Annotated in this window: 12 protein-coding genes; 2 read left to right on the forward strand and 10 right to left on the reverse strand. The window is 70.1% G+C overall.

What is annotated here, in order from left to right; all coding sequences use genetic code 11:
* The 3 genes from BKN37_RS10590 to BKN37_RS10600 form a co-directional block, all read right to left on the reverse strand.
* Positions 1-925 (reverse strand): GAF domain-containing protein (locus BKN37_RS10590; protein ID WP_479724551.1); only part of this gene is annotated, 925 nt, incomplete at its 3' end.
* The gene (locus BKN37_RS10595) at positions 918-2,312 is read right to left on the reverse strand and encodes a sigma 54-interacting transcriptional regulator (RefSeq protein ID WP_071025295.1); all 1,395 of its coding nucleotides are present in this window, start codon (positions 2,310-2,312) and stop codon (positions 918-920) included. The genes BKN37_RS10595 and BKN37_RS10590, both read right to left, overlap by 8 nt.
* 47 nt (positions 2,313-2,359) lie before the next feature.
* Positions 2,360-2,767, reverse strand: a complete 408-nt coding sequence (locus tag BKN37_RS10600) for a hypothetical protein (RefSeq protein ID WP_071025297.1) — start codon at positions 2,765-2,767, stop codon at positions 2,360-2,362.
* 91 nt (positions 2,768-2,858) lie between these two features.
* Here BKN37_RS10600 and BKN37_RS10605 point away from each other — a divergent pair, with 91 nt between their 5' ends.
* On the forward strand, positions 2,859-3,869 hold the full coding sequence (locus BKN37_RS10605; RefSeq protein WP_071025300.1) for an alpha/beta hydrolase: 1,011 nt from the start codon (positions 2,859-2,861) through the stop codon (positions 3,867-3,869).
* Here the strand turns inward: BKN37_RS10605 and BKN37_RS10610 are convergent.
* The 6 genes from BKN37_RS10610 to BKN37_RS10635 form a co-directional block, all read right to left on the reverse strand.
* The gene (locus BKN37_RS10610) at positions 3,866-4,468 is read right to left on the reverse strand and encodes a TetR family transcriptional regulator (protein ID WP_071025302.1); all 603 of its coding nucleotides are present in this window, start codon (positions 4,466-4,468) and stop codon (positions 3,866-3,868) included. The genes BKN37_RS10605 and BKN37_RS10610 overlap by 4 nt on opposite strands.
* Before the next feature lies 1 nt (position 4,469).
* Positions 4,470-6,245, reverse strand: coding sequence for an N-acyl-D-amino-acid deacylase family protein (locus BKN37_RS10615; RefSeq protein ID WP_071025304.1), 1,776 nt, complete (start codon positions 6,243-6,245; stop codon positions 4,470-4,472).
* Between the two features lie 127 nt (positions 6,246-6,372).
* A complete protein-coding gene (gene purH / locus BKN37_RS10620) occupies positions 6,373-7,935 on the reverse strand; it encodes a bifunctional phosphoribosylaminoimidazolecarboxamide formyltransferase/IMP cyclohydrolase (RefSeq protein ID WP_071025305.1) in 1,563 nt (520 codons plus the stop codon).
* The gene (gene purN, locus BKN37_RS10625) at positions 7,932-8,561 is read right to left on the reverse strand and encodes a phosphoribosylglycinamide formyltransferase (protein ID WP_071025307.1); all 630 of its coding nucleotides are present in this window, start codon (positions 8,559-8,561) and stop codon (positions 7,932-7,934) included. Before purN ends, purH begins: the two co-directional genes overlap by 4 nt.
* Positions 8,562-8,857: 296 nt before the next feature.
* Positions 8,858-10,276: a cell division protein PerM gene (locus BKN37_RS10630; RefSeq protein ID WP_071025309.1), complete on the reverse strand. Its 1,419-nt coding sequence runs from the start codon at positions 10,274-10,276 to the stop codon at positions 8,858-8,860.
* Positions 10,277-10,324: 48 nt separating this feature from the next.
* The gene (locus BKN37_RS10635) at positions 10,325-11,206 is read right to left on the reverse strand and encodes a DUF5336 domain-containing protein (RefSeq protein WP_071025311.1); all 882 of its coding nucleotides are present in this window, start codon (positions 11,204-11,206) and stop codon (positions 10,325-10,327) included.
* Positions 11,207-11,482: 276 nt separating this feature from the next.
* Here BKN37_RS10635 and BKN37_RS10640 point away from each other — a divergent pair, with 276 nt between their 5' ends.
* Positions 11,483-12,331 (forward strand): LLM class F420-dependent oxidoreductase, encoded by an 849-nt coding sequence (locus BKN37_RS10640; protein WP_071025313.1) that lies wholly within the window; start codon positions 11,483-11,485, stop codon positions 12,329-12,331.
* A gap of 129 nt (positions 12,332-12,460) precedes the next feature.
* Here BKN37_RS10640 and BKN37_RS10645 read toward each other — a convergent pair whose 3' ends face one another.
* Entirely contained in the window at positions 12,461-13,993 is a 1,533-nt protein-coding gene (locus BKN37_RS10645; protein WP_071025316.1) for an acetyl-CoA acetyltransferase, read from the reverse strand.
* Positions 13,994-14,018 lie beyond the last annotated feature (25 nt).

Here is a 14,018-nt window from a genome sequence, read left to right on the forward strand (position 1 = left end):
CGCCGATGTCGGCCAGCGCCTGCACCCCCTCCCCCATCCCCAGCGGGTTGTCCCCGGAGAACTCCGCGGAGCCCGACCAGTCCTCGCCCGGACGCGCCGCCTGCAGATGCGCGTCCAGCCGCATCAGCGCCTGCTGCAGCGCCGGTGATCCGAACGCCTGCATGGCCAGTTCGTCGAGTTCGGCGCGTTGCTCGGCGGACAGGCTGTTGCGGAACCGCTGCGCGGCCGCCGCGCGTTTGGCCAGCGAATCCAGCAGCTCCTCAACATTGCGCGGGTTCTCCGGGAAGAACTCGCCATGCTTGTCCATGAAGTCCTGAAAGTCCTGCGGCGTGTCCTCGCCGCGGGCGTGCTTGTCCAGCAGGTCGTTGAGGTCGTCGAGCATGTCGGCGACGCGCTGGCGGTCCTCGTCGCTGGCGCCCTCCAGCGCCTGTTTCATGCCGGCGAAGCGCTGGTCGAGCAGTTCGCGGCCGAGCAGATCCTTGATCTGCTCGTATTTTTCCCGGCCCTCACCGGATCGCCACTGGTAATCCGAGAGCTCTTGGACGGCCTTGGCCGGCGACGACGGCAGCGCCTGGAGCTGCAACTCGGAGAACCGGGCGTCGTCGTCCAGGGCGCGGGCCAACTCCTTGCGTTCGGCCAACACCGCCTCGTCGAGCAGCTTCTTGATCTCGCCCAGCGTCCCGTCCAAATTGTTGCGGCGCAGCAATTCTCGTCGACGACGGTTGGCCTCCGCGGCCAACCGGTCGGCCCCGGTCAGGTTCTTGGTGCCGCGCCGCAGCAGCTCGGACAGCGCCCGGCGCGGCGACGTGCCCTCCATCACGTCCCGGCCGATCTCTTCCAACGCCTCACGCAGATCCACCGGCGGGGCCAGCGGGTCGGGACCGCCGGTGTACGCCGAGTATCGCGATGAGTGCCGTTTAGCCATAGACGGTTTCGCCGTCCTCCGACGATTTGTCGATGCGTTTGGCCAGATACAGCGCCTCGAGCGCCAACTCCAGCGCCGCGGCGCGTTCCCCATCGGTTTCCGCGCCCAACCGGTGCGCGATCGCCTCGACGACCGGCAGGTTGGGCAGCGCGGCCAGCACATCCTTGGCCGACACCCGCTCCCCGGTCGTCACCACCGCACCCCGCTCCACCGCGGACACCAGCGGGCCCACGTCCACCCCGCCGAGCACGTGGGACGCGGTGTCGGCGGTGGCGCGGCGCAGCAGGTGTTCGAGCACCGCCTGTTCGCGGCCCTCCTCACCGGATTCGAACTCGAGCTTGCCGCGCAGCACGTCGACCACCGTGCCCACATCGACCACCCGGGCCACCGGGTCGGTCTCGCCCAGCACCGCGCCGCGGTGCCGGGCAGCGGCGGCCACCGTCTCGGCCGCGGCGATCGCGAACCGGGCCGACACCCCCGAGCGCTGGTCAACGGAGCGGGATTCGCGCAGGTAGCGGGCGAACCGGGCCATCACCTGCAGCAGATAGTCGGGCACCTGCGCGCTCAGGTGCGCCTCCTGCGCGATGACACCGACCTCCGCGTCGAGCTCCAACGGGTAGTGGGTGCGGATCTCGGCACCGAACCGGTCCTTGAGCGGGGTGATGATCCGGCCGCGGTTGGTGTAGTCCTCCGGGTTGGCGCTGGCCACCACCAGCACGTCCAGCGGCAGCCGCAGCGTGTAGCCGCGCACCTGGATGTCGCGTTCCTCCATCACGTTGAGCATCGACACCTGGATGCGCTCGGCCAGGTCGGGCAGCTCGTTGACCGCGACGATGCCGCGGTGCGCCCGCGGGATCAGGCCGTAGGCGATGGTCTCCGGATCGCCCAGGGTGCGGCCCTCGGCGACCTTGATCGGGTCGATGTCGCCGACCAGGTCGGCCACGCTGGTGTCCGGCGTGGCCAGCTTCTCGGTGTAGCGCTCGCTGCGGTGTTTCCACGCCACCGGCAGCTCGTCGCCGAGGTCGGCGGCGCGCCGGATGGACTCCGGGGTGATCGGCGAATAGGGATGCTCGCCGAGCTCGGCGCCGGCGATCACCGGCGTCCACTCGTCGAGCAGACCGACCAGCGACCGCAGCAGCCGGGTCTTGCCCTGGCCGCGTTCGCCGAGCAGCACGAAGTCGTGACCGGCGATCAGCGCCCGCTCCAGCTGCGGGATCACGGTGTCGTCGAAGCCCCAGATCCCCGGCCAGATCGCTTCACCATCGGCGCCTTCGGCGAGGCGGGCCAGCAGGTTCTCCCGGATTTCGGCTTTGATCCCCCGCTCGCGGTGGCCGGCGGCGCGCAATTCGCCGAGGGTGCGGGGCAGCGTCTGCGGTGAAGTCACCACTCCACGCTACGACGCGGTCGCCACCCCGTCATACCAGGCGTTCGGATTCAGCTGCGGTACTCCCACACCCGCTGGTTCCAAGTGCTGTCGTCGTACCGGCTCTCGCCGCGGCGACGTCTCAGTTTGACGTTGACGTAGCCGCCCAGCGGCGCGTCGGCCCCCTTCTGCCATTTCTTGCGTTTCCGAGCGTGCAGCCGCTGCTCGGTGAGGTCCTCGGTGTCGGGTTGGCGTGGGCCGGTGGAGCGCTGCAGGGCCTGGCGGTCATGGTGGCGGTTGGTCTTGTTGACCCGCCGCTTGTGGAAGCGGATCGCCTTGCGGGACGACTTGTCGTTCTCGCCGTAGCAGTTGCGGCAGTCCCGGTCGTAGCTCAGCCGCTTCTTCTCCTGCGGTGAGCGACGCGCCGAACCCGGCTTGGCGCGGAACTCACCCGGTTCGGGCGGCGGCTGATCGGACACGCGGCCAAGTATGGCGGACCGCCCGTCTGCGCGGCCAGACATTTCCCCGCCGATTTCGGCGCGGCCGGGCGTACCCGATACCCTTGGTACCGTGAATTTGCCTGATTGGGAGGACCGGCCCGCGACCGCCCACTACGGACCGGCCTGCTGGCAGTCCCGGATGCTGGGCACGTTGACCGCCATCTTCGTTCGGCCGGTGCTCGGCGCCCTGACCCTGATCGGCCTGGTGATCAACCGGATCCGCCCGGACCTGCTGCAACGCGCCCGGCTCGACGTGATCGACAAGCCGCTGCGGGTGGTGCCGCCGCTGCCGGGCACCGCCGTGACGACGGTCACCTTGCCGAACTGCCCGGCCGAATGGGTCATCGCCCCGGCCGCGCGGAACTCCGACCGGGTGATCGTCTACTTCCACGGGTCGGCGCTGGTGACGCTGGGCCTCAACTCCCACCGCCGGTTCGTCAGCAAGCTGTCCGAGGCCGCCGACGCGCAGGTGCTCAACGTCGGCTACCGGTTGGCGCCGCAGGCCGGTGTCGAGGAGGCGATCGCCGACGGCGTCGACGCCTACCGCCAGGTGCTGTCGCTGGGGTTTGCCTCGGAGCGCATCGTGCTGGCCGGGGATTCCGCCGGCGGTTTGATGGCGGCGCTGACCGCGCTGGCGGTCCGCGACGCCGGGCTGCCGGTGCCGGCCGGGCAGGCGCTGCTGTCGCCGTTGACGTCGTCGGACATGGACCTCAAGTATCGGGCCCTGAAAACCCATCGCGACGTGCTGTTCCCGTTTATGACGGTCAAGTTCATCTACGACGTCTTCGCCACCGTCAACGGCACCCGGGAGCTGCCGCTGATGCCGCCGGACGCCGATCTGCGCGGCCTGGGTCCGTGCCTGCTGCAGGTCGGCACCCACGAGATGCTGCTGGGCGACACCCACGTGTTGGCCGAGCGGCTCACCGCCGCCGGGGTGCCGTCCTGGGTGCAGGTGTGGCACAAGTCGATGCACATGTTCCAGCTCAGCTTCGACGTGAACCCCGATGCGCGCCGGGCGGTCCGGGAGATCGCCACGTTCATCGACTACGTGATGACGGTGCCCGACGAGGCCAGCGCCTAGTCGGGCTGGCCGCTCGGCACCGAGGCGAGCAGCGACAGCAACAGCGGAATGCGCTTGGCCGCCAGATCCGGCTGCGGCAGCACCGCTTCCACGAGCGCCGCGCCGTCAAAGCTATTGGTGACCAGCGCCACCAGGTTGGGCACCAGGTCGGCGGGAAACCCGTCGGCGCCGGGCAGGGCACGGGCGGCGTCGAAGATCTTCGCCCGGTAGTCGGCGAGCACGTTGCGCAACGTGACCCGCAGTTTGTCGTCGGTGCGGGCGGCGATCATCAGCTCGTACAGCACGGCGTTGGTGGCGTTGCCGGTCAGATCGGCCAGGATGGTCAGCGCCGCTTCCAGCGCCGACCGGTCGGCGGGGATCTCCGCGACGCGTTTGGTGAACAGGTCCAGCTGCCGGCGCGACACCTCGTGGGCGGTGGCGGCCATGAAGTCACCCATGGTGTCGAAGTGCCGGAACAGCGCCCCGTCCGAAACCCCGGCGCGGGCGGTGATCACCTTGGCCGACGCCCGGGCGTAGCCGATCTCGGCGATGGTGGCGATGCTGGCGTCGAGCAGCCGCGCGACGGTGGCCTCGCGGCGTTGCTGCTGGGTGCGGGCCATGTCAGGCGTGCTGCGGTTGACGGGCACCGGCCCGCAAGAACTGCCCGGACTTCACCGTCGTACCGTACCCGGCGCGGAATTCACCGTGGCGGTACACCACCGCACCGCCGACGCCGGTGGCGACCACGGCCGCGTCGTTGCGGTTGACCATCCGGCGCAGACCGCCGTAGAACGGGACCGCTTCCTCGTGGTAGCCGTCCACCGAATCGTCCAGCCCCGCAGGGTCGATCACCACGAAATCGGCGCGGTCGCCTTCCCGCAGCGTCCCGGCCTGCAGGCCGAACCAGTCCGCGACTTCGGCGGTGAGGCGATAGATCGCCCGTTCGACGGACAGGAACGGATGGCCGGCGGTGTTCGCGTCGAGCACCCGCTTGAGCAGCCGCACCGGAAAGTTGTAGAACGCCATGTTGCGCAGGTGCGCACCGGCATCGGAGAACCCCAGATGGATGGTGGGCTCGCCGGCCAGCTTGTCGAGTTGTTTGGGCCGGTGGTTGGCCACGGTGGTGGTCCACCGGACGTTGCGCTCGCCGTTGTCGACCAGCACGTCGAGGAACGCGTCCAGCGGGTGCAGCCCGCGCTCGTGGGCGATCTGCCCGAAGCTTTTGCCGATCAGGCTGTGGTCGGGGCATTCGACGATCACCGCGTCGTGAAAGTCGCGGTGCCACAACGTCGGCCCCAGTTTGCGCCGGTCGAACTGGCGCCGGAACTTGCGGCGGTACTCGACGTCGGCCAGCAATTTGTTGCGCTCCAACTGGTCCCGCAGATGCAGGGCCGCAGTGCCGGCCCCGAACTCTTCGAAGACGGGCAGATCGATGCCGTCGGAATACAATTCGAACGGCACCGGCAGGTGTTGGAACCGCACGGACGAGGTCAGCGCGGTGTTGAGCAGCCGGGTCAGCGGGCCCAGGATTGCGGTCGAGGCGGGCATCGACTTGGTGTCGGCAGAGACCAGCAGGCTCATCCGGACGCCGCGGCGGCGGCCGAACATCCGGCTGCTGGCCAGGAAGAACTGGACCCCCGACAGCAGATTCTTCACGTTGGGCGCGCTCTGCAGGATCCGGCCGCGGTGGCGCAGCACACCGATCAGCCTGCGGCGTTCATGCCAGGTGGCGAAGGTGGACGGCAGCGCCCGCGACCGGAACCGGTCACCGTCGAGCTTGTCGATGGCCGCGTCCATCCCGGACATGCCGAGCAGTCCGGCGGCCAGCCCCTCGTCGAGCAGCGCGGCCATCCGGTCCAACTCGGCCGCGGTCGGCCGGACCCCGGGCGTGGTGGCCCGGTCCAGCCCCAGCACCGCCGCCCGCAGATCGGAATGACCAAGCAACGAGCCGACATTGGGCCCCAGCGGCAGCGCGTCGAGGGCGCGGACGTACTCCGCGGGCGTCGACCAGGTCTTCTTCGCCTGCAGCGCGCCCAGCACGAACTTGCGCGGCACCGCCTCGACGCGGCTGAACAGGTCGGCGGCGTCCTCGGAGTCGGCGTACACCGTGGACAGCGAACAGTTGCCCAGCAGCACCGTGGTGACACCGTGGCGCACCGACTCCCGCAGCCCCGGATCGAGCAGCACCTCGGCGTCGTAGTGGGTGTGCACGTCGATGAAGCCCGGCGCCACCCACTTGCCCGCGGCGTCGATCACGTCGGGGCAGCCGGTTTCGTCGACCGGATCGGCGGACACGGTGCGCACCACGCCGTCCCGGATGCCCAGCGTGCGGACCTGCGGGGCCCGGCCGGTGCCGTCAAACCACAGGCCGTTGCGAATGATCACGTCGTAGGCCATTAGCGCCACCCCTGCTCATCGCGTCGCTCCGCGACTGCGGGCGATCAGCGAACTATCCGTTAGATAGTAAGTGCCTGCAATCTTTTTGTAAAGCGTGCTGGGGTCGCGCACGGTGTGTGCAGGGCTTTTAGTGGGCGAAGTGGCGGGCCCCGGTCAGGTACAGGGTCACCCCGGCCTGGGTGGCCGCGGCGGTGACTTCGTCGTCGCGGACCGAGCCGCCCGGGTGCACGATCGCGCGCACCCCGGCCGCGGTCAGCGTCTGGAGCCCGTCCGGGAACGGGAAGAACGCGTCGGAGGCCGCGACCGCGCCGCGGACCCGGTCCCCGCCCCGTTCGACGGCCAGCCGGGCGGCGTCGACCCGGTTGACCTGCCCCATGCCGACCCCGACGGTGGCGCCGTTGGCGGCGACGACGATCGCGTTGGACTTGACCGCGCGGCAGGTGCGCCAGGCGAACACCAGATCGGCCAGGGTCGCGGGGTCGGCCGGCGATCCGGTGGCCAGCGTCCAGTTGGCCGGGTTGTCGCCGGGCGCGTCGAGTCCGTCGCGGCGCTGCATCAGCAGCCCGCCGCTGACCTGGCGCAGCTCGGTGCCGCCGCGCAGCGGTTCGGAGGCCACCAAGACGCGGATGTTCTTCTTGCGGGCCAGCACCTCCACGGCTCCCGGCGCATACGCCGGCGCGACGATGACTTCGGTGAAGATGGTGCTGACGTACTCCGCCATCTCCACGCTGACTTCGGTGTTCGCCGCGATCACCCCACCGAATGCGGACAGCGGGTCGCAGTCGTGGGCCTTGCGGTGCGCGTCGGCGACCGACTCCGCGGAGATCGCGATGCCGCACGGGTTGGCGTGTTTGATGATCGCCACGCAGATCTCTTCGTGGTCGAACGCGGCCCGCCACGCCGCGTCGGCGTCGGTGAAGTTGTTGTACGACATCTCTTTTCCGTGCAGCTGGTCGGCTTGCGCCAAACCCGGCCAGGCGCTGGCATCGGCGTAGAGCGCGGCCTGCTGGTGCGGGTTCTCGCCGTATCGCAGCTGCGCCGAGCGCTGCCAGGTCCCGGCGAACCACTCCGGCAACGGCTCTCGCGGTTCGTCGTCGGCCAGCGTCGAGCCCATCCAGCCGGCCACCGCGACGTCGTATTCGGCGGTGTGCCAAAAAGCCAGTGTCGCCAGTCGTTTCCGTTCGGCCAGGGTGAACCCGCCGGCCTTGACCGCGGCCAGCACACCGTCGTAGCCGAGGGGGTCGACCACCACCGCCACGCTCGGGTGGTTCTTGGCGGCCGCCCGCACCATCGACGGTCCGCCGATGTCGATCTGCTCGACGCACTCGTCGACGCCGGCCCCGCTCTCCACGGTCTCGCTGAACGGGTACAGATTGACCACCACGAGTTCGAACGCGGCGATCCCCAGCTCGGCCAGCGCCGCGGCGTGCTCGGGCTTGCGCAGGTCGGCGAGCAGCCCGGCGTGCACGTGCGGATGCAGGGTCTTCACCCGGCCGTCGAGCACCTCGGGAAAGCCGGTCACCTCTTCCACCGGTTTCACCGGAATGCCTTTGTCGGCAATGGTCTTCGCGGTCGAGCCGGTGGAGACGATCTCCACACCGGCGGCGTGCAGGCCGCGGGCCAACTCGACCAGCCCGGTCTTGTCGTAGACGCTGATCAGCGCGCGGCGGATCGGCCTTCTGTCCGTCATCCTATGGTCGCCTTTCGTCCGATGCAGGTCACGCCACCGGTGACCAGTGCCGCCACCACGTCCACCAACAGTTGCCGCTCGACAACTTTGATGCGCTCATGCAGGGTGGCCTCGTCGTCGTTGTCGAACACCGGAACGGGCTGCTGGGCCAGCACCGGCCCGGTGTCGGTGCCGGCATCCACCAGGTGCACCGTGCACCCGGTGACCTTCACGCCGTACTGGAGCGCCTCGGGCACGGCGTGGGCGCCGGGGAAAGCCGGCAACAGCGCCGGGTGGGTGTTCAGGATGCGTCCGGGGAAGCGAGAAAGGAACTGCGGTCCAAGGATCTTCATGAAACCCGCGGAGACGACGAAGTCGGGTGCATGCGCGGCGGTGGCCTCGGTGATGGCGGCGTCCCAGGCGGCGCGGTCGGGGTAGTCGACCAGCCGGGTGGTGAACGCCGCGACGCCGGCGGCCTCGGCGACCTCGACGGCCCGGCAACTGCGGTCCACGCCGACGGCGACGACCCGCGCCGGATAGTCCGCGACGGCGGCGTCGAGCAAGGACTGGAGCAGCGACCCCGTTCCCGAGGCCAGCACCACCAGCCGGGCCGGTGCACTCGGGGGCACACGGAGCGTTTGCTGCACGTCACGAGCCTAGCCCGGCGGCGATGCGGGCCGCCCGGCGGCACGCGGATGTGGATCGAGGCTGCGCTGGTGGCGTCGAGGCTGAAGCTACGGCTGCGAGGCTGCATGTACGACGTCGAGCCTGCATCTACGGCGCCGAGCCTGCGCTCAGGGCCTCGAGCCTGCGCTCACGGCACCGAGCCTGCGCCCAGGCCAAAATTTCAGTGGCAGGTGCGTCCTCACCGCAGTCTCGACGCCATGGGCGCAGTCTCGATGCCCTCAACGCAGTCTCGGTGCCCTCACCACAGTCTCGGTCGTCAGTCCGACGGGCGGTGCGGTTCGTCGGGGCCGCTGCCGGCATCGCCGTCACCCGGTGCGACGTCGTCGTCGGCGAACATCTCGTCCTCGGGGTCCCCGAACGGCTCGGCCGCGGCGTCGGGGCTCGGGTCCTCGACCGACGCGGCGGCTTCGGCGCTGGGCTCCTCCTCCTCCGTCCCGCCATCGGCATCCGACTCGGGCGCGACCTCCGGCTCGGGTGCGGGCGCCGCAGCGGGTGCGGGCGCCGGAGCAGCTTCGGCTCGACGCGCGGGTTTGGGCGCACGGGGCCGACGGGTGATGCCGCCGCTCATCGCCACCGTGACCGCGCCGACGACCGCGAACCAGCCGAACACCGCGACACCGAAGGTGCTTTGGTCCACGCCGACATCGCCGAAATTGCCGAGCCGACCGCCGCCGGCATACCCAAGCAGCGCCATGGCCAACGCCGCGATCAGCGCGGCAACCAGCAGCTTGGCCATGGCCGGCAGCAGCGGCAACGCCCGTCGCGCGCACTGCTGGCCGACCGCCACCCCGGAGGACGCGCCGATGATCAGCAACGCCACCCACACCGGGCCCAGCGGCGGGCTCGGCGCCGCCGCCAGGATCGGCAGCGCCGGGATGTCGCCGCTGAACACGAAAAACGAGCTGAACGTCGCGAAACCGATATGCGCACTGGATCCCACCGCCATCGCCGAGGTGCCGACAATCACGTTGGGCGCATACAGCATTGACAGCACGGTGAGGCTGAACTGGCCGAACACCGAGTCGGTGATCGCGTACAGCTCGTGCATGGTCGACCAGTGCACCACCAGCGACCCGGTCGTCACCGCGGCCGACAACCCGACCAGCGCCAGCACCCCCGCGGCCGCGGCCCGCACCGAGCCGGCCAGCCAATCGGGCAGCATCGATATCGCCAACAGTCGCCGGCCCACCCGCGACCCGACACCGATTCCGGCGCCGATGGCGTGCACCACCAGCACGTGCGCGAACGCCCCCGCGGCGCTGGGGGTCTGCAGCTCGGTGATCACCGAGGCCGCGTCGTGGATGACGGCCAGCGCGATTGCGGCGATCAGCAGCGGTCCGCCCAGCGCCGACGCCACGATCCAGCGGATGACGAACCAGGATGAGTGCCCGAGGGTCGCCTGGGCGGTGGTGCGCGCCGTGCCCCACACCATCAGCAGCACCGGCAGCAGCGGCATCACGCCCAGCTCGCGGCCGCCGATCGAGATCGGTACCTGGTGCACACCCAGCCACATGCTGGCGATGGCCCCCAGTGCGCCGGTCATGTCGCTGTTGGCAAACAGCAACTGCACCAACGTCACTGCCGCGATGACTACCAGCGCGACCAGTGCCGGGCCGAATGCAACCCGGACCAGGTCACGTGCCTGGCGTGCGCCCGCTGCGCGACTGTCCTGCACCGATGTCACTCTTCGCGCACGCACCCTAACTGGCGCGAGAGCGCGCGATTATTGCTGCTGGGGTCCCGACGGCGCCTGCTGGCCCTGGCCGTGCTGCTGCTGGCCGTGCTGCTGCTGACCGTGGCCGGAATTCGGGCCGCCCTGTCCACCGGACGGGGGTTGGCTGAAGCTGGGGAACCCGGTCGGCGGGGTGGGCGGACCTTGGTGCTGCTGGCCCTGCTGCCCCTGCGGCTGCTGCTGGACCTGCTGCGTCGGCTGGGCGCCGGTGGCGAATCCGCCCGTCGAAGGTCCCTGCGCACTGAATCCTCCGGTCGACGGTCCCGACGGGTAGCTGCCATACGACGGGTAGCCGGACTGCTGCTGCCCCGGGGCCTGCTGTCCGCCGGGCTGACCGTAGTAGCCGCCCCCCTGCGGGAGGCCGTACTGCGCGTACTGGTCGTATTTGGGCTTGGGCGCCGGCGCGGTGACCACACCCGCCTCCAGCAGCAGCGCAACCACCGCGGCGACCGCCTGCAGGACGGTGAAGCCCAACGCCAACCACAGACCCCAACCGGTGGCGAAGTGTTCACCCGGGGTCAAGGCTTCCGAGATCGTCAGCAGCGCACCGCCCGCCGCGATCACCGCGACGATCGGCGTGTAGTTCTTGGCTTTCGGCAGCAAACCCACCGCGGCGAGCAGCGCGGCCACAACCGCCACCGCGATGCCCTGGCCGGCACCGCTGCTGGAAAAGTCACCGTCCTCACTGACGTGGATCGGGCCAAAGGTGGCCAGATACGCCGCCAGCCCGAGCACCACCGTCGCGACGGCCAGGTACAGCGGCAGCTTGCTCTCGGCGTCCTCGGTCTTAGCGAACGAGGCAGTCGCGGACCCGTAGGAACCGGGCGGCTGCTGTGCGGGCGGATATCCGGAGGTTCCCGGCGGGTAGGTCATGGCTTCTCCTGTGCTTCCAGTGCTGTTGCAGCGTCGCGTGGTGGACGCTACCCCAGACGTCGCTTCCCCGCGACGCTACGTCGGACCGCGCCATAAAACGCCGCAGCTCGGCGGAGCGGGCGATGCGACGCGGTTCGACCACCTACGCTAGCGCACGCAGCCGCGGGTCCGCTGCGCCGATCTGGATGTCATTCGCGGCGGCATCGCCCGACGTTTGGGGCGCTTTGACCACCCCGGTGGTTGCCTCCCCAACTGGAACACGTTCTAATTCGAGGCATGGATTACGGGCTCGTACTATTCACCAGCGATCGCGGCATCACCCCGGCGGCGGCCGCCAAGCTTGCCGACGAACACGGTTTCCAGACCTTCTACGTGCCCGAGCACACCCATATCCCGGTCAAACGCCAGGCCGCGCACCCGACGACGGGCGACGAATCGCTGCCCGACGATCGTTATATGCGCACCCTGGACCCGTGGGTGAGTCTCGGCGCGGCGTGCGCGGTCACCTCGCGCGTGCGTCTGTCGACCGCGGTGGCGCTGCCCGTCGAGCACGACCCGATCACCTTGGCGAAGTCGATCGCCACCCTGGATCACCTGTCCGGCGGTCGGGTGAGCCTGGGCGTCGGGTTCGGCTGGAACACCGACGAACTCACCGACCACGGCGTGCCACCGGGGCGGCGCCGCACCATGCTGCGCGAGTACCTCGAGGCGATGCGGGCGCTGTGGACCCAGGAGGAAGCCTCCTACGACGGTGAATTCGTTAAGTTCGGGCCCAGCTGGGCCTGGCCCAAGCCGGTGCAGTCGCATGTCCCGGTGCTGGTCGGGGCCGCCGGCACCGAGAAGAACTTCAAGTGGATCGCGCGTAGCGCCGACGGGTGGATCACCACACCGCGCGACTTCGACATCGACGCCCCGGTGAAGCTCCTGCAGGACACCTGGGCGGCCGCCGACCGCGACGGGGCGCCGCAGATCGTCGCGCTGGATTTCAAGCCGGTGCCCGAGAAGCTGGCGCACTGGGCCGAGTTGGGGGTCACCGAGGTGCTGTTCGGCCTGCCGGACAAGCCCGAAGCCGAAGTGGCCGCCTACGTGGAGCGGCTGGCCAGCAAACTCGGCGCCCTGGCCTAGCCCGTCACGGCAGCCCCCTCGCGCCCCTCGCCGCCGCCCTCGCCGCGGTCACCGCGAGGGTGCGCAAATGTACGCGAAAACGCCCCTTGAACTGGCATTTTGCGCACGCTCGCGCCCAGGGCTAAGGCGCTAGCGCAGGCTGCAGCGGTTGCCGTAGTCGAGCGCGCGCACGGTGATCTGGGCCCCGAGCGGTTCGCCGTCGGACAGCAGCGCCACCAGGTCCTCGTCCTCGGTGGTGGCCAGGAAGCGGGTGCCGTCGGCGTCGAGTCGGCCGATGACGATCCCGGTCCGCGTCGGCCAGTCGTAGCGGACGCTGTAGGTCTCGATCGTCGCGGGCCCGTCGGCCTGCTCGGTGACGGCGACCGTGGGCAGCGCGTCGAACTCGTCCTGCAAGGCGCGGCTGTTGCCGGGTTTCCAGTCCGTCGGCGTGGTCGAATACACCCCCACCGAGTATTTGCTCTGCATCCCGCCGTTGGCGCCGACCAACGCGAATTGGCCGGGCGCCCTGCGGGTGGCGGCCACGGCCTCGGCGATCGCGTGCATCGAGTAGTTGTTGCCGGCGCCGCCGAAGAACGGCAGCCCCCCGGTCAGCGTCAGGCCGCGCGGATCGTCCGCTGACAACCCGAACGCATCGCAGATGTTGAACACCGGGACGGGAAAGCAGCTGTACAGGTCGAGGGCCGCGACGTCGTCGAGGCCGATGCCGGCCACCGCCAGCGCCTCGGTCACCGCGGTGACGGCGGCCGGGTAGCCACCCAAATCGGGGCGCTCCAGCAGCCGCTGCTCGCGCATATCGGCGTGGCCGTGCAGGTACACCCAGCGGTCCTCGGGCACCCCGAGCCGGCGGGCGGCCTCCACCGACATCAGCAGCGCGGCCGCACCCTGGTTGACCTGGTCGCGGGCCACCAGCAGCCGGGGGTACGGGTCGCAGATCATCCGGTTGCTCTCGCTGATCGTGATCAGCTCGTCCACCGAACGCTCGACCGGTGAGGCCGACAGCGGGTTCTTGGCGGCCACCTTGGTGAACGGGGCGAACAGCTCGCCCATCGCCTGCAGGTAGTCGGCCGGACCCAATCCCAGCCGCGCGCGGCGGGCGTTCTCCAGCAGCCCGTACTGCACCGGCGCCCCGGTCAGCCCGTGGATCACCGTGTAGCGCTCGACGAACTCCTCCAGCCCGAAGCCGCGGTCCTCCAGCTGGCCGTCGACGGTCTCGGTGAAGTCTGGCTTGTCCTCCGCGTCGGCGAAGTGCCGCAGTGTCGACGTCGCATCGGATCCACACAGCAGCACCACGTCGGCGGCGCCGGCGGCGATGCCCGCCGCGAATTCGGAGACCAGCTTTTGCGGTCCCTGGCCACCGACCTTGTCCAGCACCGCCCGCGCGGGATCCGCGCCGATCCGACGCGCCACCGACCGCGGGAAGTTGTTCGACTTACCCAGCGGCGCCGGAGCTTTCGGAATCGAGTTCTCGAATTGCCGGGTGGCCACCACGGTGTCGACGGCCTTGGCGACCAGGGCGGCGTCGGCGCCGGCGTCGTCCAAGGCGGCCTGCGCGGCGGCGGCGGCCAACTCGACCGGGGACATGGCGCGATACTCGGCGTCGTCGATCCGCTCGGCGGCCTGGCCGACCCCGACCACCACTGGGGTGCGCGGGTGGACGCTCATGTGGTCACCTTTCTACGCCGAGCAG

The organism is Mycobacterium talmoniae (genome assembly GCF_001854525.1).
GTDB lineage: Bacteria > Actinomycetota > Actinomycetes > Mycobacteriales > Mycobacteriaceae > Mycobacterium > Mycobacterium talmoniae.